The sequence below is a fragment of the Mesorhizobium sp. 43Arga genome, from assembly GCF_053714255.1.
Genome location: NZ_JBSKBO010000004.1, coordinates 299,560 through 325,118, shown reverse-complemented (window position 1 = coordinate 325,118; position 25,559 = coordinate 299,560). Strand labels below are relative to the sequence as shown.

Below are 25,559 nucleotides of genomic sequence, written 5' to 3'. Positions count from 1 at the left end.
ACGAACCATATGGGTGTTGAGGTAAGCCGTCTGTCGAACGGCCTGACAGTCGCCACCGAAACCCTTCCAAGTATCGAATCGGTTGCCTTGGGTGCCTGGGTCAAGTCCGGCGCCCGCAATGAACGTGACGAAGAGCATGGCATGGCCCATCTGCTCGAGCATATGGCGTTCAAGGGCACGAAGCGGCGGACGGCCTTCGAAATCGCCTCGGAGATCGAGGATGTCGGCGGCGAGATCAACGCCGCCACCAGTGTCGAGACCACCTCCTACTATGCCAGGGTGCTGTCCGACGATGTGCCGCTGGCCGTCGACATCCTCGCCGACATCCTTCAGGAGTCCGAATTCGACCCGCAGGAGCTCGAGCGCGAGCAGCACGTCATCCTGCAGGAGATCGGCGCCGCGCACGACACGCCAGACGATATCGTCTTCGACCGTTTCACCGAGACGGCCTTTCGCCACCAGACCATCGGCCGCTCGATCCTGGGCACGCCGGAAACCGTCAAATCCTTCACTTCCAAGCAGCTGCACGATTTCATCGAACGCCAATATGGCGCCGAGCGGATGGTGATCGTGGCTGCCGGCGACATCAAGCACGACAATTTCGTGCGCGAGGTGGAGAAGCAGCTCGGCGGCTTCCGCAGCAAGGCCGACAGCACCATCCCGCAATATGCGCAATATGTCGGCGGCGATTTCCGCGAGGACCGCGACCTGATGGACGCGCAGATCGTGCTGGGCTTCGAGGGCCGCGCCTATCACGTGCGAGACTTCTATGCCTCGCAGGTGCTGTCGATGATCCTCGGCGGCGGCATGTCGTCGCGCCTGTTCCAGGAAGTCCGCGAGAAACGCGGCCTGTGTTATTCGGTCTATGCCTTCCACTGGGGCTTTTCCGACACCGGCATCTTCGGCGTCCACGCCGCGACCGGCCAGAGCGACATCGCCGAACTCGTGCCCGTCATCATCGACGAGTTGCAGAAGGCCGGCGAGGACATCCTGCAGGAAGAACTCGACCGCGCGCGCGCCCAGTATCGCGCCGGACTGATCATGTCCGCCGAAAGCCCGGCCAGCCGCGCTTCACAGATCGCAAGGCAGCTGCTTTTGTTCGGCAGGCCGATCGCCAAGGAAGAATTGATGGAGCGCCTGTCGGCGCTGACGGTGGAGCGGCTGACCGACCTGTCGTCGCGGATGTTCTCGACCAAGCCGACGCTTACCGCTGTCGGGCCCGTGGGTACGCTGGCACCATATGAGGCGATCCTCGATTCGCTTCCGGGTACGCAGACCACGGCCCGCAGGCTCGCCGTCTAAGTCCCCAAAGCGCCGTGTTCGCGCTCCCTTTCTTTCGCCGTGACCTGCCGGCGCTGAAGGGCAACCTCGTCACGTTGCGCGTGCCCTACACCAATGACTACCGGGAATGGTCGACGCTGCGCGGCGAAAGCCGGGCCTTCCTGGAGCCGTGGGAGCCGCGCTGGACCCCCGATGAACTCGACCGCACGGCATGGCGCCTGCGCATCAGCCGCTATCGCGAAGACTATGCACAGGGAACCGCGATCGCCTTCTTCATTTTCGAGAAGTCGAGCGGCAAGCTGGCCGGCGGCATCACGCTCGGCAACATACGCCACGGTGTCTCGCAAAGCGGCCATGTCGGCTACTGGATCGGCGAACGCTTCGGCGGCCGCGGCCTGATGACCGACGCGGTCAAGGTCGTGGCCCGCTTCGCCTTCGATACGCTGAGGTTGCACCGGATCGAGGCGGCCTGTATTCCCGACAACATCCGGTCGATCCGCGTGCTTGAAAAAGCCGGATTCCGGCGCGAAGGACTGTTAAGATCCTATCTCAGGATCAACGGCATCTGGCAGGACCATTACCTCTACGCCCGGATCGTGGACGATCCGCTGGACGCAGGAACGAAGGACTGATTTTTGACGAATTTCCTGCGAAACGGGCCGCTGTTCGCCTTTGTCCTCGCGGCAATCCTGACGCTGTGCGCGGCTTCGTCGGCCTTTGCCGTCGAACCGATCAAGATTGCCCGCGACGACGTCGCGCTCGACCTGTCGCGCGCCTTCGAGATCTACCGCAACCAGGGTGAGAATTTCCAGGTGTCGACCGCGCCCGGGCCGGACGGCATCGTGCGGCGCATCGAGGTCGAGGCCAATGACGCGCGCTCGACCGGCGACTGGGCGGTGTTCGCGCTGGCCAACACCACCGACCAGCAGCTCGACAGGCTGATCGTGGCGCCGCATTTCCGGCTGGTCAATTCCGGCATCTTCTGGCCTGATCTCGGCGCCACCCGCATTGCCGCGATCACGCCAAGCGAGGGCTTCGCGCTCGACCGCCAGACCAGCCCTGACGCCGATGTGTTCCGGGTGACGCTGAACCCTGGAACGGTGATCACCTTCATCGCCGAACTGGCCTCGCCCAAGCTGCCGCAGGTCTATCTGTGGGAGCCGGAAGCCTACAAGGACTCGGTCAACTCCTACACGCTGTTTCGCGGCATCGTGATCGGCATTGCAGGCCTTCTGGCGCTGTTCCTGACCATCCTCTTCGTGGTCAAGGGCACCTCGATGTTCCCGGCGACCGCGGCCCTTGCCTGGGCGGTGCTTGCCTATATCTGCGTCGATTTCGGCTTCCTCAACAAGGTCATCGAAATCTCGCCCGGAAACGAGCAGATGTGGCGGGCTGGAACGGAGGTGGCGCTTGCGGCGACCTTCGTGGTCTTCCTGTTCGCCTATCTCAACCTCAACCGATGGCACGGCCATTTCAGCTACGGCGCGCTGGTCTGGATCCTCGGGCTGGTGCTGATTGCAGGCGTGGCCATCGTCGATCCGGCGGTCGCCGCAGGCATCGCCCGCATCTCCTTTGCCGCCACCGCATTGACCGGGCTCGGCCTGATCATCTTCCTCGGGATTCGTGGTTATGACCGCGCCATCATGCTGGTGCCCAGTTGGGTCATGGTGCTGTTGTGGCTATGCGGGTCGTGGATGGCGATCACCGGCATGCTCGACAATGACATCGTCCAGCCGGCGCTCGGCGGCGGGCTGATCCTGATTATTCTGCTCATCGGCTTTACCGTCATGCAGCACGCCTTTGCCGGCGGTGCACTGCATCAGGGGCTGTTCTCCGACCTCGAACGCCAGGCGCTGGCGGTTGCCGGGTCGGGCGACACGGTGTGGGATTGGGACGTTCTGCGCGACCGCGTCGTCACCAAACCCGACGTCAGCATCCAGCTCGGCCTCGCGCCCAACAGCCTTGGGGGTGCGGCGCGCAACTGGCTGCCGGTGCTGCATGCCGACGACCGCGACACGTTCCGCACGACGCTCGACGTAGTGCTGGAGCACCGGCGAGGCCGGGTGGCGCAGAATTTCCGCCTGCGCGGCGCCGACGGGCACTATCACTGGTTCGCCTTGCGGGCGCGGCCAGTCATCGGATCGGACGGCGAGGTCATACGCTGCGTCGGCACTATGGTCGACGTCACCGAGCAGAAGAAGTCCGAGGAGCGGCTGCTGCATGACGCCGTGCACGACAATCTGACCGGCCTGCCGAACCGCGAATTGTTCATGAACCGGCTGGAAGCGATCATCTCGATCGCCCGCACCGAAGAGAAGGTGCGACCGACCGTCTTCGTCATCGACATAGACCGCTTCAAGCAGGTCAATGACGGGCTCGGCATCTCGGCCGGCGACACCATCCTGCTCACCATTGCGCGGCGCCTGCACCGGTTGCTCAAGCCGAAGGATTCGCTGTCGCGCTTTGCCGGCGACCAGTTCGCGCTGATGCTGTTGTCCGAACAGGACCCCGCCCGCATCGCCGGTGTGGCGGACGCCATCAAGCATGCGATCAACAACCCGATCACCTTCGCCAAGCGCGAGATCGTGCTGACCGCCTCGATCGGCCTGATCACCTGGACCTCGGCGCAGACCTCGGCCGAGGACATGGTCAAGGACGCTGAACTTGCCATGCACCAGGCCAAACGCTTCGGCGGCGACAGGATCGAACCGTTCCGCCCGGCTTTCCGCACCGTCGGCACCGACCGGCTACAGTTCGAATCCGATTTGCGGCGCGCCATCGAGCGGCGCGAATTCACCCTTGCCTACCAGCCGATCGTGCGGCTGGAGGACGGCAGCGTCGCCGGCTTCGAAGCCTTGCTGCGCTGGGACCATCCGCGCCGCGGCATGATCCCGCCGGCGGATTTCATTCCGGTAGCCGAAAGTTGCGGGCTGATCGTGCAGCTTGGGCTGTTCGCCATGCAGCAGGCGGCCGAGGACCTGGCCGGTTGGCAAAAGCAAATCGGCGACGCACCGCTCTCGGTCTCGGTCAATTTGTCCAGCCGCCAGTTGATCCGCCGCGACCTGGTCAGCGATGTCCGCTCGGTCATCGCGCGGGCCAATCTGAAGCCACGCTGCTTCCGGCTGGAACTGACCGAATCGCTGGTGATGGACAATCCCGAACAGACCGCCCATGTGCTGACCAAGCTGAAGCAGCTCGGCATCGGCCTGTCGCTGGACGATTTCGGTACCGGCTATTCGTCGCTCGCTTATCTGACAAGATTCCCATTCGACACGATCAAGATCGACAAGAGTTTCGTCGACGACAACACGCCCAAGCGCGCCGTTCTGCTCAAGTCCATGGTCAACATGGCGCATGAGCTCGGCCTGTCGGTGGTCGCCGAGGGCATTTCGGACGAACGCGATGCGCTGGAACTGCGCCAGATGGGCTGCGAATATGTGCAGAGCTTCATGTTCGGCGCGCCGATGCCGGGCGACCAGGTGCTGAAGACGTTGAAGGAACAGTATCCGCTGACGCAGGCCTGATGGGGTTCAGGCGCGTTGCCCAAGCGCGATAGCCTAGCGAGAAAAGGCCTCGGCGATTGGCCGAGACATTACTCGTTTCGTCATCCACGGGCGAAGCAAGGAACGAAGCGACGCGGCGGAGACCCTAGGATGACGAAGGTGGGGGACGGCTTCGGCTAATCTCGAACGTTGGCTGGCTTCAGGCGTGTCCGGCGGCCAGGCTGAGATGGGCCAGATCGATACCGATCGAGGCGAGGATGCGATCGTATTTGCGCTCGATGTCGGCGTCGAAGAGAAGCTCGGGGGTGGCCGGACAGGTCAGCCAGCCATTCTCGGCGATCTCGGTTTCCAGCTGGCCGGCGCCCCAGCCGGAATAGCCAAGCGCCATCAGTGCGTGACGCGGGCCGCGACCCGACGATATGGCGCGCAAAATGTCGACCGTCGCGGTCAGGCAGATGTCGTCGGAAACGGTCAGCGACGATTCCACGCGGTAGTCGCCCGAATGCAGGACGAAGCCGCGGCTGCGGTCGACAGGCCCGCCATTGCGCACGACGAAATCGCGCGCCTGCGCCGGCAGGCGGATCGCCTCCTGCTCGTTCATGATGCCGAGCTGCACCAACAGATCCGGAAATAGCATCTGCTGTGTCTGGTTGATGATCAGGCCCATCGCGCCTTCATCGCTGTGCGCGCAGATGTAGATGACCGAGCGCGTGAAGCGGTCGTCCTTCATGCCGGGCATGGCGATCAGGAACTGATCGTCGAGAAAGCCGCGTCCAGCAGCCGTCTTCTTGTGGCGCAACAAATCCATGGCAGCGAGGGTACCGTGTTTCCCCGGCGTCGAAAAGATGCGCCGCGCCGGATTCGACCAAAGCCCATGGTGCCAGGCCGCGATGGCTTGCCCGCGAAGGTCACGCAAATATGATATCAACAAAGCCGTGAAAACATTGCGCGGCCACGAACGGACGATCAAATCAGCGACATGCAAAGCCTGAAAATCCTGCTGCTCGGCGCCGCCATCGGATCGGCGAGCGTTCTCACCGCCTCCGCCTCCTCGTCGGCCTGGTACAATAGCGAAGGCGGCAAGGTGCGGCTGGTGACATCAGGCAAACCCGACGGGGCCGGCCGCATCCAGGGCGTTCTCGACATCGCGCTCAAGCCGGGCTGGAAGACCTATTGGCGCGATCCGGGCGACGCCGGCGTCCCGCCGCAGCTCGATGTTTCGGCCAGCACCAATATTGCCGATGCCACACTCTCGTTTCCGGCACCCCAACGCCACGACGATGGTTATGGCAAATGGGCAGGCTATAATTATCCAGTTTCGCTGCCGGTGGTGTTCACGCTGTCGGTGGCGAAGGATACGGCCGTCATCGACGCCGACGTCTTCCTCGGCATTTGCGAAACGATCTGCATACCGGTGCAGACGCGGCTGACGGTCGACCCCGGTTCCGACCCCGACAATGCGGACGATGCAGCCCTGGTGAAGGCGAGTTTCGCGGCGTTGCCGGCACCCGCGAGATCAGATTTCGGCATCAATGTCCTGCCGGGAGATCACGAGACGCTGGTTGTCGAGGCGCGTTTTCCCGGTGACCCCGAGGCCGCGGATTTCTTCGTCGCCGGTGAGCGGGACTACATGTTCGGCGCCCCTTCCCGCAGCGAAAAGGACGGCAAACTCATCTTCACCGTGCCGATCCTCGACCGCCCCTCGGCTACGCCAACGGATGGCGGACTTCACTACACACTGACGAGCTCGGCGGGCGCGGTCGAAGGGCTGCTGCCTTTCCCTTGATCCAGCTTGCCCGAACGGTTGCAGGACGCCGCTGAGTTCGCTACGCAAGCATGCATCCTTCCTTCCCATCCCCAAGCGAGGAACTCATGACCATTTCCGTTGGCGACAAGCTGCCTGATGCGACCTTCAAGACGATGACCGCCGACGGCGCCAAGGCGATCACCTCGGCCGAGATTTTCCCGGGCAAGAAGGTGGTTCTGTTCGGTGTTCCCGGCGCCTTCACGCCGACCTGCAGCAACAACCATCTGCCCGGCTATCTCGAAAACCATGACGCCATCCTGGCCCGCGGCGTCGACACCATCGCCGTCGTTTCGGTCAACGACGTTCACGTCATGGGCGCCTGGGCGCGCTTCACCGGCGGTGAGGACAAGATCCTGTTTCTCGCCGATGGCAGTGGTGATTTCGCCAAGGCGGTCGGCCTCGACAACGACCTTTCCGCAGGCGGCATGGGCCTGCGCTCGAAGCGGTTTTCGATGATCGTCGACGACGGCAAGGTCACCGCGCTCAATGTCGAGACCAAGCCCGGCGTCGACGAGTCCGGCGCGGCTCACATTCTGGGACAGCTCTGAGCTTCAACGGTTATGTCGGGCGAGGCCGCACGGCCGGCCTCGCCCGATGACCGCTTGCGCTTGAGAATTGCCCGCTTTCGGGGGGATTCCAACGATGTTCGACGTCTTCTGGCGCGCTGTCGCGATCGGCGTCGGCGCCACCGTGCTGATGGATCTCTGGGCGATCCTGCTTCACAAGGCGTTCGGCCAGCCACGGCCGAACTGGGGACCGGTCGGCCGCTGGGTCTGGCATCTCGGCGACAAGGTGTTTCACGATGATATCGGCGAGGCGGAGCCTTACGCGCATGAAGTGGCGCTGGGCTGGGCGTTTCACTATTTCGTCGGCATCGTCTACGGCATCATCCTGGTCGTGCTGGCCGGAACAGGCTGGCTCGCCGCACCGAGCTTCCTGCCGGCCTTCATCCTAGGCATCGTCACCGTCGGCGCCGGCTGGTTCCTGCTGGCGCCTGGCATGGGCGCCGGATGGGCAGCCTCGAAGCGGCCCAATCCCATGCGGATCCGTGCGCTGAACCTGGTGGCGCACACGGTCTTCGCGCTCGGGCTTTGGGGCACGGCGCTGCTGATCCGCTGAGGGTCTAGGCCTGTTCCGGCCTGTCGATCGGCCGCCATCCATGGACGACGCGGCGCGCACCGATATCGTAGGCAAAAAAATTGCCGCCGCCCGCCGGCTGATCCGCCTCGCGGCTGATCTCCCGTCCGCTGAGAGACAGCAGCAAGAGCGTTCCGACGCCGCCATGGCCGACAAAGGCTATGTCTCCGGCCCCGCTCTCATCAAGCACGGCCTCGACCTCACTCACAATTCGTTGCTGCGCGTCGATGGCCCGTTCCCATCCGCGAACGCTTTCGTGCGGGTTGGCGAAGAACTGGTCGGCAACCGCTTCGAACTCCGGCGGCGGCAGAAAGCCGGTCGCGGACCGGTCATTCTCATGCATGCGTTGCCTGACCTCGACAGCAAGGCCGAGAGGGCTTGCCAGGATTTCGGCCGTTTCCATTGCCTTGCGCTCGCCCGAAGACACGATGCGCCGGATTGCACCGACCCATGGCTGATCGAGCATGGCAACGGCTCTCGCCCTCCCGACGTCGGACAGCCCCCATTCCGGCACGGGAATAGCGGCGTCGATTTGAACCTGGGGATGCGTGACATAATAGAGGATCGGCACGATCGAGTTTCCCCTGCCCGAGAAGTCGGCCGGCTGCAGGAACTCAGTAGCTCTGGGTCGAACGACGCGCTTTCGTGGCCGGCGGCTGCTTCAGCTGGGCATCCGGCTTCGGCGCTGAAACCGCCGGCTTGAACGAGCCCTTCTTGAACGGCGCCATGCCTTCCCTGGCCAATTCGTCGGCGCGCTCGTTCTCGGTGTGGCCGGCATGGCCCTTGACCCAGTTCCAGGTGACCTTATGGCGCCGGTTGGCTTCATCGAGGGCCTGCCACAGTTCGCCATTCTTGACCGGCTTCTTGTCGGCGGTCTTCCAGCCGTTCTTCTTCCAGCCATGGATCCACTTGGAAATACCGTCCATGACGTATTTGCTGTCGGTGTGAAGCTCGACAGTACAAGGCTCCTTCAGCGCATTCAGCGCCGAGATGGCGGCCAGCAGTTCCATGCGGTTGTTGGTCGTTTCGGCCTCGCCACCGGAAAGCTCCTTGGTGGTGCCGTTGAAGCGCAGGATAGCGCCCCAGCCGCCAGGGCCGGGATTGCCCGAACAGGCGCCGTCAGTGAAGATTTCAACCCGTTTGCTCATGATACCCCATATCAGGCCAATCCATATTCCGAAGCCGATTTGATCGCCCGATGAAACCGCATTCGCCTGATATATTCGGTCGGGTCGCGCTTCATGACCAGGCCGCCATCGGGAACCGTCAACCAGTCGTAGAGCCGGGTCAGCATGAAGCGCAGCGCCGAACCGCGCGACAGCATAGGCAGCGCCGCCTTTTCCTCTCCGCTCAGCGGGCGCACGCTCTGATAGCCGGCGAGCAGTGCCTTGCCTTTGGTGAGGTTGAAGGAGAAATCCTTCTCGAAACACCAGGCGTTGAGGCAGGTGGCGACGTCGTAGGCATAGAGGTCGTCACAGGCGAAATAGAAGTCGATCAGGCCGGACAGTTTTTCACCCAGGAAGAAGACGTTGTCCGGAAAAAGATCGGCATGGATGATGCCTGCCGGAAGGCCCTTCGGCCAATCTTGCTCGAAATCGGCGAAGTCGGCATCGACCTCGGCCGCCAGGCCCGGCTCGACCTCGTCGGCTCGGTCGCGGGCCGCCTTCCAAAGCTTGCGCCAACCGTCGATGGCGAGCGAATTGGGGCGGGTCATCGGAAAATCGGCGCCAGCCAGGTGCAAGGCGGCCAGTGCCTTGCCGACCTCAGCGCAGTGCGTCGCCGTCGGCCGCCGCAGTGAGAGGCCTTCGAGAAAGGTGATGATGACCGCCGGCCGGCCGGCCAGCGTGCCGATGACGCTGCCGTCATGCGCGGTCACCGGCAGCGGACAGGACACGCCCTTGTTGGCGAGATGGCCCATCAGCCCAAGAAAAAACGGCAAATCGGCCTTCTCGACCCGCTTTTCGTAGAGCGTCAATATGTAGGAGCCGCTGGAGGTGTGAAGCAGGAAGTTCGAATTCTCAGTGCCTTCGGCGATGCCCTTGTAGGACAGGAGATCGCCGACCGGGTAGTGCTTCAGGAAAGCGCCGAGTTCGCCCTCCGCAACGTCGGTATAGACCGCCATCTGCCTTACGCGGCCCCATTGACGAAGGCCATGTCGGCCGGCGTGAGTTCGACATCGCGCAGTACCCGCATGACCGGAAAATCCTCTGTTTCGGTGGCCGTGATGGCCAGGTCGATGGTGACATCGAAGCGCTGGCGGAACGCGTCGATGATCTCGTCGACGATGATCTCCGGCGCCGATGCCCCCGCCGACAGGCCGAGCGTCGAAATGGTGCCGATGTCATTCCACGGAATTTCGGCGGCGCGCTGCACGAGAAGCGACATGGTGGCGCCGGCACGCTCGGCCACTTCGACAAGGCGGCGCGAATTGGAGGAATTGGGGGCGCCGACGATCAGATAGAGATCAGCGCCCGGGGCGGTGTCCTTGACCGCTTCCTGGCGGTTGGTGGTGGCGTAGCAGATCGATTCCGCCGCCGGTGCCTGCAGATCGGGAAAGCGCTCCCGCAGCGCACGGATGATGCCAGCGGTGTCCTCGACCGACAGCGTGGTCTGGGTGACGAAGCCAAGCGCCTTCGGATCGGCGGGCACGAGCCTGGCGGCATCGGCCTCGGTCTCGACCAGCGTGACGGCGCCCTCCGGCAATTGGCCCATCGTGCCGATCACCTCGGGGTGCCCGGCATGGCCGATCAACAGCACATGGCGGCCAAGCCGCTGATGGCGCATCGCCTGTTTGTGGACCTTCGAGACCAGCGGACAGGTGGCATCGAGATAAAACAGATTGCGCGCCTGCGCGTCCGCTGGCACCGATTTCGGCACGCCATGCGCCGAGAACACGACCGGCGACTGCCGGTGTTCGGCCGGGATCTCTGACAACTCCTCGATGAAGACGGCACCAAGGCTCTGCAGCCCTTCGACAACGTAACGGTTGTGCACGATCTCGTGGCGGACATAGACCGGCGCGCCATATTTCTTCAGCGCCAGCACGACGATCTGGATGGCACGGTCGACGCCGGCACAGAAACCGCGGGGCTGGCAAAGCCGGATCGTCAGCGGAGGCTTGTTGGTTGTCTGAAGCATTAAATCCTAGCCGGTTCGTCAGCGCCGAAATGAGGTGCCTACCCCTGTTCTGTCAAGAGCAGGTCCTGTCAAGGGCGTCGGTAGAAAGGGGGCGCTGCTTGCGTTCATTCCTCGTTCGCGGGACGGCGAAGCCGCAGGATGAGCACGGCGGCGAGTGCTGCTGCAAGCCCATACCAGGTCATCGCATACTGCAGATGGCTGTTCGGCAGGTCGATGATGGTGACGCCGCCTATCGGCAAACCGCCGGGATTGGGCGTCTTGTCGGCATCGATGAAGATCGGCACCAGCGTGAACCCGGCCGGCAGGCCGGCGCTCGCCGCCATGGCGTCGCGGTCCTTCCAGTAGAAGATGTTCTTCGCCACGTCATTGTCGGGAAGCATCATTGACGGCTTTGTCGGCAGCGGATTGCGGGCAAGCCCGGTGATGATCACCTTGCCTGGGATCTGCCCCTTGGCGCGCTTGGCCGGGTCTTTCAGATCATAAGGTATGAAACCACGATTGATGAGGACGAAGCGGCCGTCGTCAAGGGCAAGCGGCGTGTAGACGTTGAAGCCGGCGTCGCCTTCCCAGGTCGCGTAGAAATGCCGTTCGCCCGAATGCAGGAACGTGCCGGAGACCGTGACCGGCGTGTAGTCGACGTCACCGGTCGAGGCGAATTCCTTCTCGACTTCGGCCAGCGGGAGCGGCGCCGAATGGGTGCGCTGGTCGATGGTCTGCAGGAGACCTTCCTTCCAGTGCAGGCGCTGGACCTGCCAGGTGCCGAGTGCCAGCAGGATCAAAAGCAGCACCAGGCCAAGGCCAAGCAGCAATGCAGATCGTGGCCGCGATCGGCCGGCACCTTTGATGGATGCCTCGCTCATTCGCCGTGGTCCAGCCGGCCTTCGGCCGCCTTGTTGGCATATTGGAGAGTAAGCAGGACGCCCTTGATCAGCCGCAGCGCCGTCAGGCACAGCACAAGGGCCAATGGGATCCAGACCAGCAGATGCAGCCACAGCGGCGGGCTCAGCGTCACCTCGACCCACAGCGCCAGGCCGACGATGATGAAGCCGATGATCAGGATGACGAAGACCGCCGGTCCGTCGCCGGCATCGGCAAAGGAATAATCGAGGCCGCAATTGACGCAGCGTTTGCCGACGGTGAGGAAGCCGGAAAACAACCGCCCCTCGCCGCAGCGCGGGCAGCGGCCGTGCAGGCCGGCCGAAATCGGCTCGATCGGAGGCCAGATCGCCTTGTCTTCACTCATGGATTGGGCCGCCACTCATCCCTATTGCTTGATCTCGATCGGTGTCCCATCGGCCACCATTGCCCAGATTTCGTCCATGTCAGAGTCCGTAACCGCAATGCAGCCATCAGTCCAGTCGACCAATTGAAGCAGCCAGCCCCACCAGCCGAAACCATTCGGCTGGCCGTGGATCATGATCATGCCACCGGCGTCGACATTGCGCGCCTTTGCCGCCGCCAGATCGTCGGCATCGGGATAGGAAATGTGGATCGATCTGTGCGCGATGCTGTTGGGATTGCGCCAGTCGAGCATATAGCGCCCCCTCGGGTGTGCGCTGGTCGCCCTCCTGGTCCTTGTGGCCGACGGGATCCCCGCCAAGCGCGATACCATAGCTGCGCAGGGCTTTGCCGTCGCTAATCAGCTCCAGCCGCCGCTCCGCCTTGTGGACACGCACCAGATCGACCTTCTCGGCCGCAAGGGCCGGAAATGCCAGGAGGATGAATGCGCAGATCGCCCAGGGAATTGTCAGCCGCATCGGCGATCGATCGGCGATCATGGCGCCGAAAAGAAGAAGGCGGCCACGTCGCCGCGTCCGCCCCTCCCTGAAATCCAATCCCAAAGACCGGATCAGTGGCCTTCGATCACCGCACCAGCCGATCCCCAGACATAGATCGCTGAGAACAGGAACAGCCAGACCACGTCGACGAAGTGCCAGTACCAGGCGGCCGCCTCGAAGCCGAAATGCTGTTTGGGGGTGAAATCGCCCTTCATCGCGCGGATCAGACAAACCAGCAGGAAGATGGTGCCGATGATGACATGGAAGCCGTGGAAGCCGGTCGCCATGAAGAAGGTGGCGCCGTAGATGGAATCCTTGAAGCCGAACGGAGCGTGTATGTACTCGTAGGCCTGCACCATGGTGAACAGCATGCCGAGGCCGACGGTCAGCACCAGGCCGTTGATAAGGCCCTTGCGATCGCCATGGATGAGCGAATGGTGCGCCCAGGTGACCGTGGTGCCCGACAAGAGCAGGATGATGGTGTTGTAGAGTGGCAAATGGAAGGGATCGAGAACCTCCATGCCCTTCGGAGGCCAGACACCACCGGTAAATGTGTGGCGCGCATAGTTCTGCACCTCGCCGGCAAAAAGGCTGGCGTCGAAATAGGCCCAGAACCAGGCGACGAAGAACATCACCTCCGAGGCGATGAACATGATCATGCCATAGCGCAGATGCAGCGACACGACCCGCGTGTGGTGACCCTCATGCGCTTCCTTGATCGTGTCCGACCACCAGGCGAACATGGTATAGAGGATGATCACCAGGCCGATGAAGAACAGCCACGGATTGGCGATGTTGTGGCCGAAGATCGGGAACGATCCGCCCTTCAGATATTGCATCAGGGCAACACCGCCAAAGGCCATGACGAGCGCGCCTATCGAGCCCAGGAAAGGCCACGGGCTCGGGTCGACGAGATGATAGTCGTGATGTTTTGCGTGCGCGTCTGCCATATCAACCCCCGAGATTTGCTTCGGTATCTGAAATTGTCTTGCTGGTGCCTTGGACCGGCTCCGAAGAGGCGACCGGCTTGTTCTTCTCGACCGGGAACATCGTATAGGACAGCGTGATCGTCTTCACGTCCTTCAGTTCCGGCACGTTCACGATATCGGGGTCCACATAGAACAGGACCGGCATGTCCAGCGTCTCGCCGGGCTTCAGCGACGTATCGGTGAAGCAGAAACACTCGACCTTGTTGAAATACGGACCCGCCAGTTCCGGCTGCACGTTGAAGGTGGCGCGGCCGGTGACGGGGCGATCGAACTTGTTGGTCGCTTGATAATGCGCCTGCACGGTCTCGCCGATCTTCATCGTCATCGAGCGCTGGACCGGCTGGAATTCCCACGGCACGCCGGCGACATTGGCGTCGAAGCGGACGGTGATCTCACGGTCGAGCACGCGGCCGGCATATTGCTTCTCGACACGTTGCGTCGTGCCGCCATAGCCGGTCGCCTGGCAGAACATCTTGTAGAGCGGCACAGCGGCATAGGCCATGCCGATCATGCCGGTGAAGAAGGCAAGGCAGACAGCCGCGACGATGCGGTTGCTGTTCTTGCCGGCCGGCTTTTTGGACATCTCGACGCTCATCACATCGTGCCCAGATTGTGGCCGAACTTGATGATCGTGGCGATGTAGAAGATGACGACCAGCACCGCCAGCGCCACGCCGATCGCAATGGATCGGCTTCGCTGAGCCTTCCTCTGACGCTCGGTCAAGGTGACCGTCTCAAGCTTTTCCTCGACCATGATCATGCCCCACCCATGGCAAGGGCGCGTTCGACGACGCTGTCGGCCAGGTAGGCAGCGAAGATGGCGAAGAGATAAAGCAGCGAATAGGCAAACAACGCCTTGGCCGGCTTCATGGCGCGGTCGTCGTCGGCCATGCCGAGCACTTTCCAGGCGTACCAGACAAAGCCAAGCCCGAGCAGCATGGCGGCCACGCCATAGAAGAGAGTCGTGTAGCCGAGCAGCCAGGGCGCCACGCCGACCGGGGCAAGCACCAGCGCATAAGCGAAAATCTGACGGCGGGTCGACGCGTAGCCGGCAACATTGGGCATCATCGGAATGCCGGCACGCTCATAGTCCCCGGACTTGAACAACGCCAGCGCCCAGAAATGCGGCGGCGTCCACAGGAAGATGATCAGGAAAAGGACGATGCTTTCGAGGCTGACCGATCCGGTCACCGCGGCCCAGCCGATGACCGGCGGAATCGCACCGGCCGCTCCGCCGATGACGATGTTCTGCGGCGTCCAGCGCTTCAGCCACATCGTGTAGACGACGGCATAGAAGAAGATGGTGAAGGCCAGCAGCGTCGCCGACAGCCAGTTGACCAGCACGCCGAGCGTCATCACCGAGAGCACCGATAGCACCAGGCCGAAGCTGAGCGCCTCGTGCGGCTGGATGCGGCCGGACGGCACCGGGCGGCTTGCGGTCCTGGTCATCACCGCGTCGATGTCGGCGTCGTACCACATGTTGAGCGCGCCCGAGGCGCCGGCGCCGATGGCAATGGACAGGATGGCGATCACCGCCAGCAGAGGGTTGATGGTCACCGGAGCGGCGACCAGCCCGACAAAGGCCGTGAACACCACCAGCGACATGACGCGCGGCTTCAGCAGGGCGAAGAAATCGCCCGCCGTCGCTTCCGACATGCGGAAGCCCGCTTCGTCAATGCTAGTTTCGTCGACTAGGGCCATGCGTACTCAGTCCATCATTCCGTTGGCCAAAACCGCCGGCGAGCCGGCGGTTTCGTATTCGGGCGGGAGCCGCCTTACTTGATCTTCGGCAGTTGCTCCCACTGGTGGAACGGCGGCGGCGAAGGCAGCTGCCATTCGAGCGTGGTGGCGCCCTCGCCCCATGGGTTGGCGCCGGCGATCCGCTTCTTCTGGAAGGCTTCGAACACCCCGTAGAGGAAGATCGCCACGCCGACGGCCGAGATATAGGAGCCGATCGACGACACGTAGTTCCAGCCGGCAAACGCGTCCGGATAGTCGATGGTGCGGCGCGGCATGCCGGCCAGGCCAAGGAAATGCTGCGGGAAGAAGATCAGGTTGACGCCGACGAAGGTGACCCAGAAGTGGGTGTTGGCGATGACCGGCGAATACATGTAGCCGGTCATCTTGGGGAACCAGTAGTACCAGCCGGCGAAGATGGCGAACACCGCGCCCAGCGACAGCACGTAGTGGAAGTGGGCGATGACGAAATAGGTGTCGTGCAGCGAGCGGTCGAGGCCGGCATTGGCCAGCTGGACGCCGGTGACGCCGCCGATGGTGAACAGGAAGATGAAGCCCAGCGCCCACAGCATCGGCGTCTTGAACGAGATCGACCCGCCCCACATCGTCGCGATCCAGGAGAAGATCTTAACGCCCGTCGGCACCGCGATGACCATGGTGGCGAAGACGAAGTAGCGCTGTGTGTCGAGCGACAGGCCGGTCGTATACATGTGGTGCGCCCAGACGATGAAGCCGACGGCGCCGATCGCGACCATGGCGTAGGCCATGCCGAGATAACCGAACACCGGCTTCTTCGAGAAGGTCGAGACGATGTGGCTGATGATGCCGAAGCCCGGCAGGATCAGGATATACACTTCCGGATGACCGAAGAACCAGAACAGGTGCTGGAACAGCAGCGGATCGCCGCCGCCATCGGGGGCAAAGAAGGTGGTGCCGAAATTGCGGTCGGTGAGCAGCATGGTGATGCCGCCGGCCAGGACCGGCAGGGACAGCAGCAGCAGGAAGGCGGTGACCAGCACCGACCAGGCGAACAGCGGCATCTTGTGCAGCGTCATGCCCGGAGCGCGCATGTTGAAGATGGTGGTGATGAAGTTGATGGCGCCGAGGATCGACGAGGCACCGGCGATGTGGATCGACAGGATCGCCAGATCCATGGCCGGTCCGGGCTGACCCGAGGTCGACAGCGGCGGATAGAGCGTCCAGCCGCCGCCGACGCCGAAGGCGCCCGGCGCGCTCGGCACGAACATCGAGGTGAGCAGCAGGATGAAGGCCGGCGGCAGCAGCCAGAAGGAGATGTTGTTCATGCGCGGGAACGCCATATCAGGCGCGCCGATCATGATCGGCACCATCCAGTTGGCGAAGCCACCGATCAGCGCCGGCATGACCATGAAGAAGATCATGATCAGCGCATGCGCGGTGGCGAAGGCATTGTACATGCTCTTGCCGCCGTCGATCGCGGCGTCACCGTTCATGCCGTAGACCATCTGCGCCAGGCCGCTGAAGATCTGGATGCCAGGCTCCTGCAGCTCCATGCGAATGGCGACCGACAGCGCGCCGCCGATGATGCCGGCCATGATCGCGAAGATCAGGTAGAGCGTGCCGATGTCCTTGTGGTTGGTCGAATAGACCCAGCGCACCCAGCCATGATAAGGCTTGTGGTCGTGGCCGTCGTGAGCTGCAGCGTCTGCCATGTTCCGCTCCGTTCCCTAAATCTTGCTAACCCGCGGCATCAATTGCCGGCGGCCGCTACCTTGTTCTGGCCATCGACCTCGGCCATCAGCGTCTTGTTGGCGCCGGGCAGATCGGTCTTGGCCGCAGCCAGCCAGGTCTTGAACTGCGCGTCGGAGACGACGCGGATGGCGATCGGCATGAAGGCGTGGTCCTTGCCGCAAAGCTGCGAGCACTGACCATAATAGAGGCCTTCTTTCTCCGCCTTGAACCAGGTCTCGTTGGTGCGTCCCGGAATGGCGTCGATCTTGATGCCGAAGGACGGCATGGCGAAGGAGTGGATCACATCGGTCGCGGTGACGAGCACGCGCGTCATCGTGTTGACCGGCACCACCAGTTCATTGTCGACGGCGAGCAGGCGCGGATAGACCTTGCGATCCTCCTTGCCGGCCTTGGCGCGGTCGCCATCCTGAAGGATGGCCGAATTGAAGGAGAGCGTGTTGTCGGTCTGGTATTCGTAGTCCCAGTTCCACTGGTTGCCAGTCGCCTTGACGGTCAGCTTGGCTTCTTCCGGTGGAGTGTACTGCGCGGTCAGGAGCTGGAACGAGGGGATGGCGAGGCAGAGCAGGATCACGACCGGGCCGACGGTCCAGATCACCTCGATCAGCGTGTTGTGGCTGGTCTTGGAAGGAACCGGGTTTGCGCTCGCGCGGAACCTGACGATGCAATAGGCGAGAAGAAGCAGCACCAGAATGGTGATCGGGACGATGAACCACATCGTGTAGTTCCCGAACCATTCTATCTGCCGCATCATGTCGGTCGCCGGCGCCTGGAAGGTCGTCTCCCACGCCACGGGCTGGTCTGCATGGGCGGACGTACCGGCGAAAAGCGCGGCGGCAGCCCCAGCACTGGCTAGAAACTTGGCGTCTGCTAGGAAATTTCTCATCGCCCTCTTCGTCTCCCAGTTCCTCGCGGCGGTGCCAACGAGAATAACGAACAATGCCGGGACGGGAATCCCGACAGTCTCAAACTGGTTCAAACCATACTCTTTTTCCCTCCGCAAGAAAGGAGCGGAGGAAACTGTGCGGCATTTTTGCGCGCAAGCTGAGATGGCTCTTCCGTGGCGGCGAATCGCGTATGTTCGGCAGGCCGTCCGCCTCATGTTGGCATGGTGCGCGATGCGTCGTAATTCAGGCGAATTTGGCAGGGAAAAGCGCTGTATTGCCTGTTTCGGGACGGTTCGGCAGCGGTCTCGTCCTTTACTTGGCATTGGCGCGGCTTAAAGTGCCGTGATTCGCAATGGAGCCGTCATGAACTCTTGGCTTTCGAGACTGAGGCGTACGAAACCGGGGCTTTCAAGCACCTTGGTCAAGGCCATGTTTCTTGCCGCCTTGTCCGCGGCCGGTCTGTTCGTCGCGGGTCAGGCCAATGCCGCCCAGCCGAGCGGCACGGTGCGCTCGACGCATGGCGCCTGGTCGATCATCTGCGACACGCCGGCGGGCGCCACCTCCGAACAATGCGTGATGATGCAGAATGTCGTCGCCGAGGACCGTCCGGAGATGGGACTGTCGGTGGTCGTGCTGCGCACCGCCGACAACAAGGCAGAGATCCTGCGTGTGCTCGCGCCGCTCGGCGTGCTTTTGCCGAACGGGCTCGGCCTTAATGTCGACGGCAAGGACATCGGCCGCGCCTACTTCGTTCGCTGCTTCCAGGACGGCTGCTATGCCGAGGTCATCCTTGAAAAGCCGCTGCTCGACACGCTGAAGACCGGCACGTCGGCGACGTTCATTGTCTTCCAGACGCCTGAAGAAGGCATCGGCATCCCAGTCGACCTCAAGGGTTTTGCCGACGGCTTCGCCGCCCTTCCCTGACGGCCAAGGCGCTTGCGAAAAACCCGACCCTGACGCAGAATTCCCACGGGATGGGTTTTTGGCGGTGGGGATCATCATGCGCTCGTTTTCTTTGCTTTTCTCCGCTGGTCTGATTTTGACCGGCGCGGGTTCCGTTGCCTGGGCTGGAGACACCGAAATCATCACGGCGCCTGATCCGGCGGCAATTCTCGAAATCGCCAAGGGTTACGGTTCGGCCAAGCTGGAGAAGGATGACGGTGGCGACCCGATGGTCTCCGGCCGGCTCGAAGGCATGAAGTACGTGATCTACTTCTATGGTTGCGAAAACCACGAGAAGTGCAAATCCATCCAGTTTTCCTCGGGCTACACCGACGCCTTCACGGCCGAGCAGGCCAATGCGTGGAACAAGAAGTACCGCTGGGTCAAGGCGTTTTCGGGCGACGGATCCAACTTCAAGATGGACGTCTCCTTCATCGGCGGCATCACCAAGGCCAATCTTGAGGAACAGTTCTCGAACTGGGATTCGATGACCACCAACATCAAGGATTTCATCAACCAAAAGTGACGCTGGCGGCCCGCCGGCGATCGCATTTGCCCTCGCAGCGCGGCGGGACGATTGTCTCGGCGCAGCTTCGCGCCTACATCGTGGGAAACAAGCTCTCTTCCCATGAACGGATGCGCCATGAACAGCCTGATCGGCCAATTCGATATTTCCGACGATCGCATCAAGCAGATCGTCGCCGACACCATCTTCGGCGCCGACGACGGCGAACTGTTCCTCGAATACAGCGAGAGCGAGGCGCTGATGTTCGACAATGGCCGGCTGAAGACCGCCAATTTCAACACCGACCAGGGCTTTGGCCTGCGTGCCGTCGCGGGTGAAGCCAGCGGCTACGCTCATTCGAGCGACCTCTCCGAAGCCTCGCTGCTGCGCGCGGCTGCTGCCGTCTCGACCGTCAAGGGCGGCTATTCTGGAACGCTTGCCGCCGCCCCCGCCCGCACCAACCGCCATCTCTACGGCGACGAGAACCCGATCCCCTCGCCCTCCTTCGAGGTCAAGGCAAAGCTGCTGCAGGAAATCGACGCCTGGCTGCGTGCCGAGGATCCGCGCGTGCGCCAGGTGACGGCCTCGCTCGCTGCGTCCTGGCAACATGTCGAGATCGTGCGCGCCGACGGGCAAATGGTGCGCGATATCAGACCGCTGGTCCGCATCAACGTCTCGGTCGTGGTCGGCGATGGCGACCGCCAGGAAAGTGGCTCCTACGGCATGGGCGGACGCAAGGCGTTCGGCGACTTCCTGATCGAGGACAGCTGGAAGCATGCCGCAAGGGAAGCGCTGCGGCAGGCACTGGTCAATCTCGAGGCCATCCCCGCCCCGGCCGGCACATTCGACATCGTGCTGTCCAGCGGCTGGCCGGGCGTCATGCTGCACGAGGCCGTCGGGCACGGGCTGGAAGGCGATTTCAACCGCAAGAAGACCTCGGCCTTCGCCGGCCTGCTGGGCCAGCAGGTCGCCGCCAAAGGCGTCACTGTCGTCGACGACGGCACCATCCCGGAGCGGCGCGGCTCGCTCACCGTCGACGATGAGGGCACGCCATCGGCCCGCAACGTGCTGATCGAGGACGGCAAGCTGGTCGGCTACATGCAGGACCGGCAGAACGCCCGGCTGATGGGCATGAAAGCAACCGGCAACGGAAGGCGCGAAGGCTACGCGCACCAGCCGATGCCGCGCATGACCAACACCTACATGACTTCAGGCGACATGGAGCCGGACGAGATCATCGCCTCGGTCAAGAACGGCATCTACGCCGTCTCCTTCGGCGGCGGCCAGGTCGACATCACGTCGGGCAAATTCGTGTTCGGCTGCACCGAAGCCTACATGATCGAGAACGGCAAGGTGACGCAGCCGATCAAGGGCGCAATGCTGATCGGCAATGGGCCTGATGCCATGCACCGCGTCTCGATGGTCGGCAACGACATGAAGCTCGACAATGGCATCGGCATGTGCGGCAAGGCCGGACAGGGCGTGCCGGTCGGCGTCGGCCAGCCGCATCTCAGGATGAACCAGATGACGGTGGGCGGCACCAGGGTTTGATTGAGACCCCATAGCCTTGAAATCGGCGTCACTTCCGACTATCTTACGCTTGTCTTACATCGAGGCAAAGCGACAATGGCCGGCTCCGAAAAGCTCACCACCACCGTCTCAACCAAGGGGCAAGTGATCCTGCCGAGCGCGATCCGCAAACGCAGGGAATGGGGCGCCGGCACCCGCCTGGTGGTCGAAGACACGCCGGAAGGCGTTCTCTTGAAGCCAGCACCTGCCTTCGCCGCAACCCGGCCTCAAGACGTCTTTGGTTTGCTGCCTCATAACGGCAGGCCGAAGACGCTTGAAGACATGGACGCGGGCGTTCTTGCCGAAGCACGGCGGCGGCATGCTCGCGATTGATACCAATGTCGTCGTTCGGTACCTGACGAACGACCATCCCGAGCAATCCCGGCGCGCCCGGCGCGTGATCGATGACCGACCGATATTTGTCGCCGTGACGGTCATCCTGGAGGCTGAGTGGGTGCTGCGCAGCGCCTACGGCTATGACCAGGCCACTGTCGTCAGAGCTTTGCGGGCGTTCGGGGGCCTTCCCACGGTTGAAATCGAAGACGCGGCAATTGTCTCTTCCGCGCTCGATCTGGTCGAGACCGGTGTGGATTTCGCGGATGCGCTGCACCTCGGCAAGTCCGCGCATTGCACGGGATTTGCGACCTTCGACCGCAAATTGATCAAGACCGCGCAAGCCGCCGGGTTTGGGGACGTGCAAGAAGCATAGCGATGAGGGTGCAGGTGCCTTGTGCCGGCGCCACAGCGCGTTCGCAGGCCGCGAACACGAACATGTTAACGCCTTCTTAAATGTTTAATTGATCACACGCCGTCGCCACATTACCTTTTGACCGTGCTCTCGTGCGGTGGTGTTGCCAGTGCTGCGTTCCCTCGGCGTCCTGACTTCCTCTTTCCTGCTTGGTTGTGTTTCGCTGATTGGCGCAACTTCGCTGGATGTCGGTTCGGCGTCGGCGCAATCCACCTTGCCCAAGCAGTCGACATTGTTCGGGAAGACGCAATCATCCTCACTCAGCACCGCGGTTGGCGGTCCCACCAGCGTCCCCTACGGATGGGTCGACTTCTGCCATCGCCGACCAAAAGAGTGCAAGGTGCCCGCGCTGCCGGCCACGAATGTCAAGCTGACCGCGCAGAACCTGCGCACCCTGAAGCGGATAAACCAGAAGGCGAACAGTTCCATCAAGCCCGTCAGCAATTTCGACCACTGGGGCACGATGGCGGACCACTGGGATTACCCGGTTGACGGCAAGGGTGACTGCAAGATCTATGCACTCTACAAGCGCAAGCTTCTTCAGCAGGCCGGGTTCCCCAGGCAGGCGCTGCTGATGACGGTGGTGCACGACCTCGACAATGAAGGCCACACCATCCTGACGGTGAAAACCGACAAGGGCGATCTGGTCCTCGACAATCTGGTGGACGAAATCAGGCCCTGGAACGCGACCGGCTACTACTTCGTGAAACGCCAGTCGCAGCAGAACCCGAATATCTGGGTGTCGATCAACCGGCGGGGCGGTACGCCGCAGCCCCTCACGAACGTCGCCAAGCTCGTAGACTGAACAACCCAGCTCCGGACGAAAACCCGATTCATATTTGGGGACTGCCGCCAGCCTCCCCGGCACGGCAGGGCTGGCAACAATAGCCGAAATCAGCTGTTGATCAGGTGGCTTTGCCACCATTCTTCTTGCAGTCGGCCCGGAACTTCTCGCGCGCCTTGCCGTGGAGCTTCTTGGCGTCCGCAAGTGCGGAACATTGCTTGGAAATCGCGGTCTTCTCCGGCGTCATGGCAGAGGCCGCGGGCTTCTTCGCCGGGGCGGCCGTGGTGGCGGCCGGGGCAGTCGTGGTCGCCGCTGTCGTCGCTGCCGCGGCAGTTCCCGTCGCAATGAACCCGGCCAGGGCGATGGACGTCAGAAGGCTTGCAATCCTCATTGTGCTCACTCCGTTGAGGCCCCCGGCGCTGACTGGGTATCAGCGGGCCGGGGCACTGCGCAATCTTGGCCGTCGCCAACCACGCAGTTGTGATCCGATCGCAGCCGCGGCCCGGCCATGTTTTGTCGCCGGCCAACACAGCCGGGTCTCACACAACGCGACCAGCGACGCGTTTCAAAGCCGGACCACTTCCGGGCGACATGCGCTATTTCTTGCAAGCGGGCTCATTGGGGTGCCCGCAAGACGGCTTCTTGACGGCCGGCGGCTGCGGCGGCCTTGGCTGTGCCTGCCGCTGTACCTGCTGCATCTGCTGCTTCGGCTGGGCGTGGAACTCCGGCCTCTGCGGCCTGGGCTGACCCAGCACCTTCAGCTGCGGATTGCCGTTGCTGACCTTGAATTTCTGCTGGACATTGCCACCACCGTTTCCGTTGGCAGGCAATTTGTGGAATTTCGGCCCGTTGCCATTGCCCTGCACCCCATTGCCTTGCCCATTGGCCTGGCCGCTCGTCTGGCCGCCGCTTTGATTGTGAAGCTTCTTGAACTTGCCGTTGGGCGGGTTTTGGCCTGAATTCTGGCCATTGAGCGCCGATGGGTTGTTTACCCCATTCGCCGCAGGGGTGCCGTTGGCGCCCGGCAGCTTGCGGAACTTGGCATCCTTGCCGGTCTTGCCGGTACCATTCTGGCCCTGCCCATTGCCCTGGCCACTGGCCCCGATTTGCCCATTCGCCGGGTTGCCGGTCACGGCGTTTCCACCTGCCGTGGCCTGCTTGTTCAGGAGCTTCCTGGAGTTGTTCTTGGGCAGATTCGGGTTGTTGGGCAGGTTCTGTCCATTGAGCACCGGCTTGCCATTGACCAGCGGCAGCATGTTGCCGTTGGCGCCGGGCAAGGCGTGACCTGTCAGCTTGTCGGCAGGCAATGTCTTCGAGAGCGGCGTGACACCGCCCGGTTGCTGGCCCCCCTGCCCCGGCTTCAGCGGGAGGCCGCCCGGGTTCTGCTTGGACAGCACGGTTTCCCTTTTCTGCAGGAAGGCCGGCAACGCCACCTTCGTCGCCAGCGCGGCCGCACCCAGGCCCACCGCGCCAGCAGTCAGTTTCTGGCCGGTGGTCAGGCCACCGCCTTGGTTGTTGTTCTCGTTGACCGTCGTGTTGTTTATAATCGTGGTGTTGTGGATGTTGTTGAAGATGACGTCGTTCGGCGGTGGTGAGATATCACGCGGCGGGTTCACCCAGGCAGGCACCGGCACGAAAACAGGCGTCGGCAGAAGGAAGATTCCGGCCGGCGGCGGCGGCGGTGCCAGTTCGACGAAGTCGCGCGGCCGCGGCGGCAGGAAGATGACCGCCACGGGCGGCGGTGGCGCGAAGTCGAATTCCGGGTCGTCGAAATAGAGCACGGGCCGGTCGACATAGACGATCTCATCGGGCGGTGGCGGCGGCACGTCGTAAGCGTAGACGGCAAAACCCCGCGGCGGTTCAAGCGCGGCATCGAAATGTTCGAGCCGGCGACGCGCGTCCCAGGCATGAGGTCCATGCGGATAGCGATCGAGATAGGACCAGTAGGCTTCGGGCGTGTCCCTCAGCCAGGTCTGGCGCCAGGTGATCGCCTCGCGCCGCGCCGCCAGGATCGCGCGCACGCGCCTGGCCATGGGGTCGTGGGGATAGGCGCCCAGAAAATCCTCGTAGCCGCGCATCGTGTCGCGATCGAGAGCCGCGATATAGGCATCATGCGCATCGAAGTCGCGGATTTCCTTGGTCCGCATGGTGCCGACCTCGGCTGGCGACACCTGCGGCGGCGGGGCATCCGGCCCGCGGTCGAAGAAGAGGAAAGGCTGTGCGATTTTGGAAGCGTTCCAGGGCAGTTCGGCGCCCTGCGTCACCTCGTTGACGCGCAGGCGCGTGCGGTCAAAGACATCACCAAGCTGCAGACCGCCATCCCTGATCATCTCGGCAAGCGCCTGCGCATAGGCGCCGTACGGGCCCTTGCCTTCCGGCGCGACGGTGCCCGGGGCGGCGTTGAAGGCGATCAGCATGTTCGGGTCGGGATCGACCAGCGCCAGGCCGCCAGCCAGCGGTTGGTTCGACCTGGCGAAGGAATTTGGCCGCGCCGCGTCGAGCACCACGATGTTGACCTTGTTCGGCAGTGCGGCGAGCGGCTTGGTGAGGTCGGAGATCCGCACCGCGGCCATCGGCACGTCGGCGGCATTGGCGATCTGAGCGTCGACGGGCGCGAAATAGTTCTCGCCCTCGAACTGCAGGCCCTGGCCGGCCAGATAGACAAACACCACCGCGTCGGGACCAGCTGCCGTCACCTTGGCGAGGAAATCGCGATAGGCGCCACGCAGCGATTCCTGGTCGACGTCGCGCGCGCCGACCACGTCGAACCCCGCCGCCTGTAATGTCTGGGCAATCAGGCCGGCGTCGTTGGCCGGCGTCGCCAGCGCGCCAGAGGGATAGGCGGCATTGCCGATGACGAAGGCAAGGCGCTTCTGGCTTTGCGCCAGCGCCAGGGCTGTCTGCCCGAACGCGAAAATGGAGAGGGCAAGGAAGAAAGCGAGAAGTTTCGAGACCGTCCGCATTACGATCGTCCGTCAGGTGAGAGTGCCGATGCTTCCGCCCGGCAGGACTAGGCTGGTGCAAAAA

Annotated in this window: 27 protein-coding genes and 1 pseudogene; 12 read left to right on the top strand and 16 right to left on the bottom strand. The window is 62.9% G+C overall.

Annotated elements, in window-relative coordinates:
* Positions 1-9: 9 nt before the first annotated feature.
* The 3 genes from ACWGS8_RS17215 to ACWGS8_RS17205 are packed head-to-tail and all read left to right on the top strand — an operon-like array spanning position 10 to position 4,805.
* Positions 10-1,302, top strand: a complete 1,293-nt coding sequence (locus ACWGS8_RS17215; RefSeq protein ID WP_454582050.1) for a M16 family metallopeptidase — start codon at positions 10-12, stop codon at positions 1,300-1,302.
* A gap of 14 nt (positions 1,303-1,316) precedes the next feature.
* Positions 1,317-1,913: a GNAT family N-acetyltransferase gene (locus tag ACWGS8_RS17210; RefSeq protein WP_454582049.1), complete on the top strand. Its 597-nt coding sequence runs from the start codon at positions 1,317-1,319 to the stop codon at positions 1,911-1,913.
* A 3-nt stretch (positions 1,914-1,916) separates the two neighbouring features.
* Positions 1,917-4,805: an EAL domain-containing protein gene (locus tag ACWGS8_RS17205; protein ID WP_454582048.1), complete on the top strand. Its 2,889-nt coding sequence runs from the start codon at positions 1,917-1,919 to the stop codon at positions 4,803-4,805.
* Positions 4,806-4,983: 178 nt separating this feature from the next.
* Here the strand turns inward: ACWGS8_RS17205 and ACWGS8_RS17200 are convergent, their stop codons facing one another.
* Positions 4,984-5,592: a YqgE/AlgH family protein gene (locus ACWGS8_RS17200; RefSeq protein WP_454582047.1), complete on the bottom strand. Its 609-nt coding sequence runs from the start codon at positions 5,590-5,592 to the stop codon at positions 4,984-4,986.
* Between the two features lie 171 nt (positions 5,593-5,763).
* On the opposite strand from ACWGS8_RS17200, the gene ACWGS8_RS17195 reads away from it, so the two are divergent.
* The 3 genes from ACWGS8_RS17195 to ACWGS8_RS17185 all read left to right on the top strand — a co-directional run bounded on the left by ACWGS8_RS17195 (position 5,764) and on the right by ACWGS8_RS17185 (position 7,710).
* Entirely contained in the window at positions 5,764-6,570 is an 807-nt protein-coding gene (locus ACWGS8_RS17195; RefSeq protein WP_454582046.1) for a protein-disulfide reductase DsbD domain-containing protein, read from the top strand.
* 86 nt (positions 6,571-6,656) lie between these two features.
* Entirely contained in the window at positions 6,657-7,139 is a 483-nt protein-coding gene (locus ACWGS8_RS17190) for a redoxin family protein (RefSeq protein ID WP_454582045.1), read from the top strand.
* 94 nt (positions 7,140-7,233) lie between these two features.
* Entirely contained in the window at positions 7,234-7,710 is a 477-nt protein-coding gene (locus ACWGS8_RS17185) for a DUF2938 domain-containing protein (RefSeq protein WP_454582044.1), read from the top strand.
* Positions 7,711-7,714: 4 nt separating this feature from the next.
* On the opposite strand, the gene ACWGS8_RS17180 is transcribed toward ACWGS8_RS17185, so the two are convergent.
* The 13 genes and pseudogenes from ACWGS8_RS17180 to coxB all read right to left on the bottom strand — a co-directional run bounded on the left by ACWGS8_RS17180 (position 7,715) and on the right by coxB (position 17,983).
* Entirely contained in the window at positions 7,715-8,299 is a 585-nt protein-coding gene (locus ACWGS8_RS17180) for a histidine phosphatase family protein (protein WP_454582043.1), read from the bottom strand.
* A gap of 43 nt (positions 8,300-8,342) precedes the next feature.
* Complete coding sequence (gene rnhA / locus ACWGS8_RS17175) at positions 8,343-8,876, bottom strand: ribonuclease HI (RefSeq protein WP_454582042.1); 534 nt, start codon at positions 8,874-8,876, stop codon at positions 8,343-8,345.
* Positions 8,877-8,887: 11 nt separating this feature from the next.
* On the bottom strand, positions 8,888-9,850 hold the full coding sequence (locus ACWGS8_RS17170; RefSeq protein ID WP_454582041.1) for a homoserine kinase: 963 nt from the start codon (positions 9,848-9,850) through the stop codon (positions 8,888-8,890).
* Positions 9,851-9,855: 5 nt separating this feature from the next.
* On the bottom strand, positions 9,856-10,866 hold the full coding sequence (gene ispH / locus ACWGS8_RS17165; RefSeq protein ID WP_322418440.1) for a 4-hydroxy-3-methylbut-2-enyl diphosphate reductase: 1,011 nt from the start codon (positions 10,864-10,866) through the stop codon (positions 9,856-9,858).
* 104 nt (positions 10,867-10,970) lie between these two features.
* Entirely contained in the window at positions 10,971-11,726 is a 756-nt protein-coding gene (locus ACWGS8_RS17160) for an SURF1 family protein (RefSeq protein WP_454582040.1), read from the bottom strand.
* Positions 11,723-12,109 carry a DUF983 domain-containing protein gene (locus tag ACWGS8_RS17155; protein WP_454582039.1) on the bottom strand — a complete coding sequence of 129 codons (387 nt, stop codon included), beginning with the start codon at positions 12,107-12,109 and terminating at the stop codon, positions 11,723-11,725. The genes ACWGS8_RS17160 and ACWGS8_RS17155 overlap by 4 nt, the downstream gene beginning before the upstream one ends.
* 21 nt (positions 12,110-12,130) lie before the next feature.
* Positions 12,131-12,623: pseudogene (locus ACWGS8_RS17150) on the bottom strand (L,D-transpeptidase family protein).
* Positions 12,624-12,715: 92 nt separating this feature from the next.
* On the bottom strand, positions 12,716-13,594 hold the full coding sequence (locus ACWGS8_RS17145; RefSeq protein WP_454582038.1) for a cytochrome c oxidase subunit 3: 879 nt from the start codon (positions 13,592-13,594) through the stop codon (positions 12,716-12,718).
* A gap of 1 nt (position 13,595) precedes the next feature.
* Entirely contained in the window at positions 13,596-14,228 is a 633-nt protein-coding gene (locus tag ACWGS8_RS17140; protein ID WP_454582037.1) for a cytochrome c oxidase assembly protein, read from the bottom strand.
* Positions 14,228-14,386 carry a hypothetical protein gene (locus ACWGS8_RS17135; RefSeq protein WP_080512128.1) on the bottom strand — a complete coding sequence of 53 codons (159 nt, stop codon included), beginning with the start codon at positions 14,384-14,386 and terminating at the stop codon, positions 14,228-14,230. Before ACWGS8_RS17135 ends, ACWGS8_RS17140 begins: the two co-directional genes overlap by 1 nt.
* A gap of 2 nt (positions 14,387-14,388) precedes the next feature.
* Positions 14,389-15,333: a heme o synthase gene (locus ACWGS8_RS17130; protein ID WP_454582036.1), complete on the bottom strand. Its 945-nt coding sequence runs from the start codon at positions 15,331-15,333 to the stop codon at positions 14,389-14,391.
* A 74-nt stretch (positions 15,334-15,407) separates the two neighbouring features.
* Positions 15,408-17,060: a cytochrome c oxidase subunit I gene (gene ctaD, locus ACWGS8_RS17125; protein ID WP_010914889.1), complete on the bottom strand. Its 1,653-nt coding sequence runs from the start codon at positions 17,058-17,060 to the stop codon at positions 15,408-15,410.
* 38 nt (positions 17,061-17,098) lie between these two features.
* Positions 17,099-17,983, bottom strand: a complete 885-nt coding sequence (coxB, locus tag ACWGS8_RS17120) for a cytochrome c oxidase subunit II (RefSeq protein WP_454582035.1) — start codon at positions 17,981-17,983, stop codon at positions 17,099-17,101.
* A 364-nt stretch (positions 17,984-18,347) separates the two neighbouring features.
* Between coxB and ACWGS8_RS17115 the strand changes: the two genes are divergently transcribed.
* The 6 genes from ACWGS8_RS17115 (at position 18,348) to ACWGS8_RS17090 (ending at position 22,553) form a co-directional block, all read left to right on the top strand.
* Positions 18,348-18,908 (top strand): invasion associated locus B family protein, encoded by a 561-nt coding sequence (locus tag ACWGS8_RS17115; RefSeq protein ID WP_454582034.1) that lies wholly within the window; start codon positions 18,348-18,350, stop codon positions 18,906-18,908.
* Between the two features lie 76 nt (positions 18,909-18,984).
* Entirely contained in the window at positions 18,985-19,452 is a 468-nt protein-coding gene (locus tag ACWGS8_RS17110) for a YbjN domain-containing protein (RefSeq protein WP_454582033.1), read from the top strand.
* A 117-nt stretch (positions 19,453-19,569) separates the two neighbouring features.
* Entirely contained in the window at positions 19,570-20,982 is a 1,413-nt protein-coding gene (gene tldD / locus ACWGS8_RS17105) for a metalloprotease TldD (RefSeq protein WP_454582032.1), read from the top strand.
* A gap of 75 nt (positions 20,983-21,057) precedes the next feature.
* Positions 21,058-21,333, top strand: coding sequence for an AbrB/MazE/SpoVT family DNA-binding domain-containing protein (locus tag ACWGS8_RS17100; RefSeq protein ID WP_454582031.1), 276 nt, complete (start codon positions 21,058-21,060; stop codon positions 21,331-21,333).
* Positions 21,320-21,709, top strand: coding sequence for a type II toxin-antitoxin system VapC family toxin (locus tag ACWGS8_RS17095; RefSeq protein ID WP_454582030.1), 390 nt, complete (start codon positions 21,320-21,322; stop codon positions 21,707-21,709). Before ACWGS8_RS17100 ends, ACWGS8_RS17095 begins: the two co-directional genes overlap by 14 nt.
* A 148-nt stretch (positions 21,710-21,857) precedes the next feature.
* The gene (locus tag ACWGS8_RS17090; protein ID WP_454582029.1) at positions 21,858-22,553 is read left to right on the top strand and encodes a transglutaminase-like cysteine peptidase; all 696 of its coding nucleotides are present in this window, start codon (positions 21,858-21,860) and stop codon (positions 22,551-22,553) included.
* 100 nt (positions 22,554-22,653) lie between these two features.
* Here the strand turns inward: ACWGS8_RS17090 and ACWGS8_RS17085 are convergent, their stop codons facing one another.
* Complete coding sequence (locus ACWGS8_RS17085) at positions 22,654-22,923, bottom strand: PsiF family protein (RefSeq protein WP_454582028.1); 270 nt, start codon at positions 22,921-22,923, stop codon at positions 22,654-22,656.
* A gap of 205 nt (positions 22,924-23,128) precedes the next feature.
* Entirely contained in the window at positions 23,129-25,495 is a 2,367-nt protein-coding gene (locus ACWGS8_RS17080) for a caspase family protein (protein WP_454582027.1), read from the bottom strand.
* Positions 25,496-25,559: the final 64 nt, after the last annotated feature.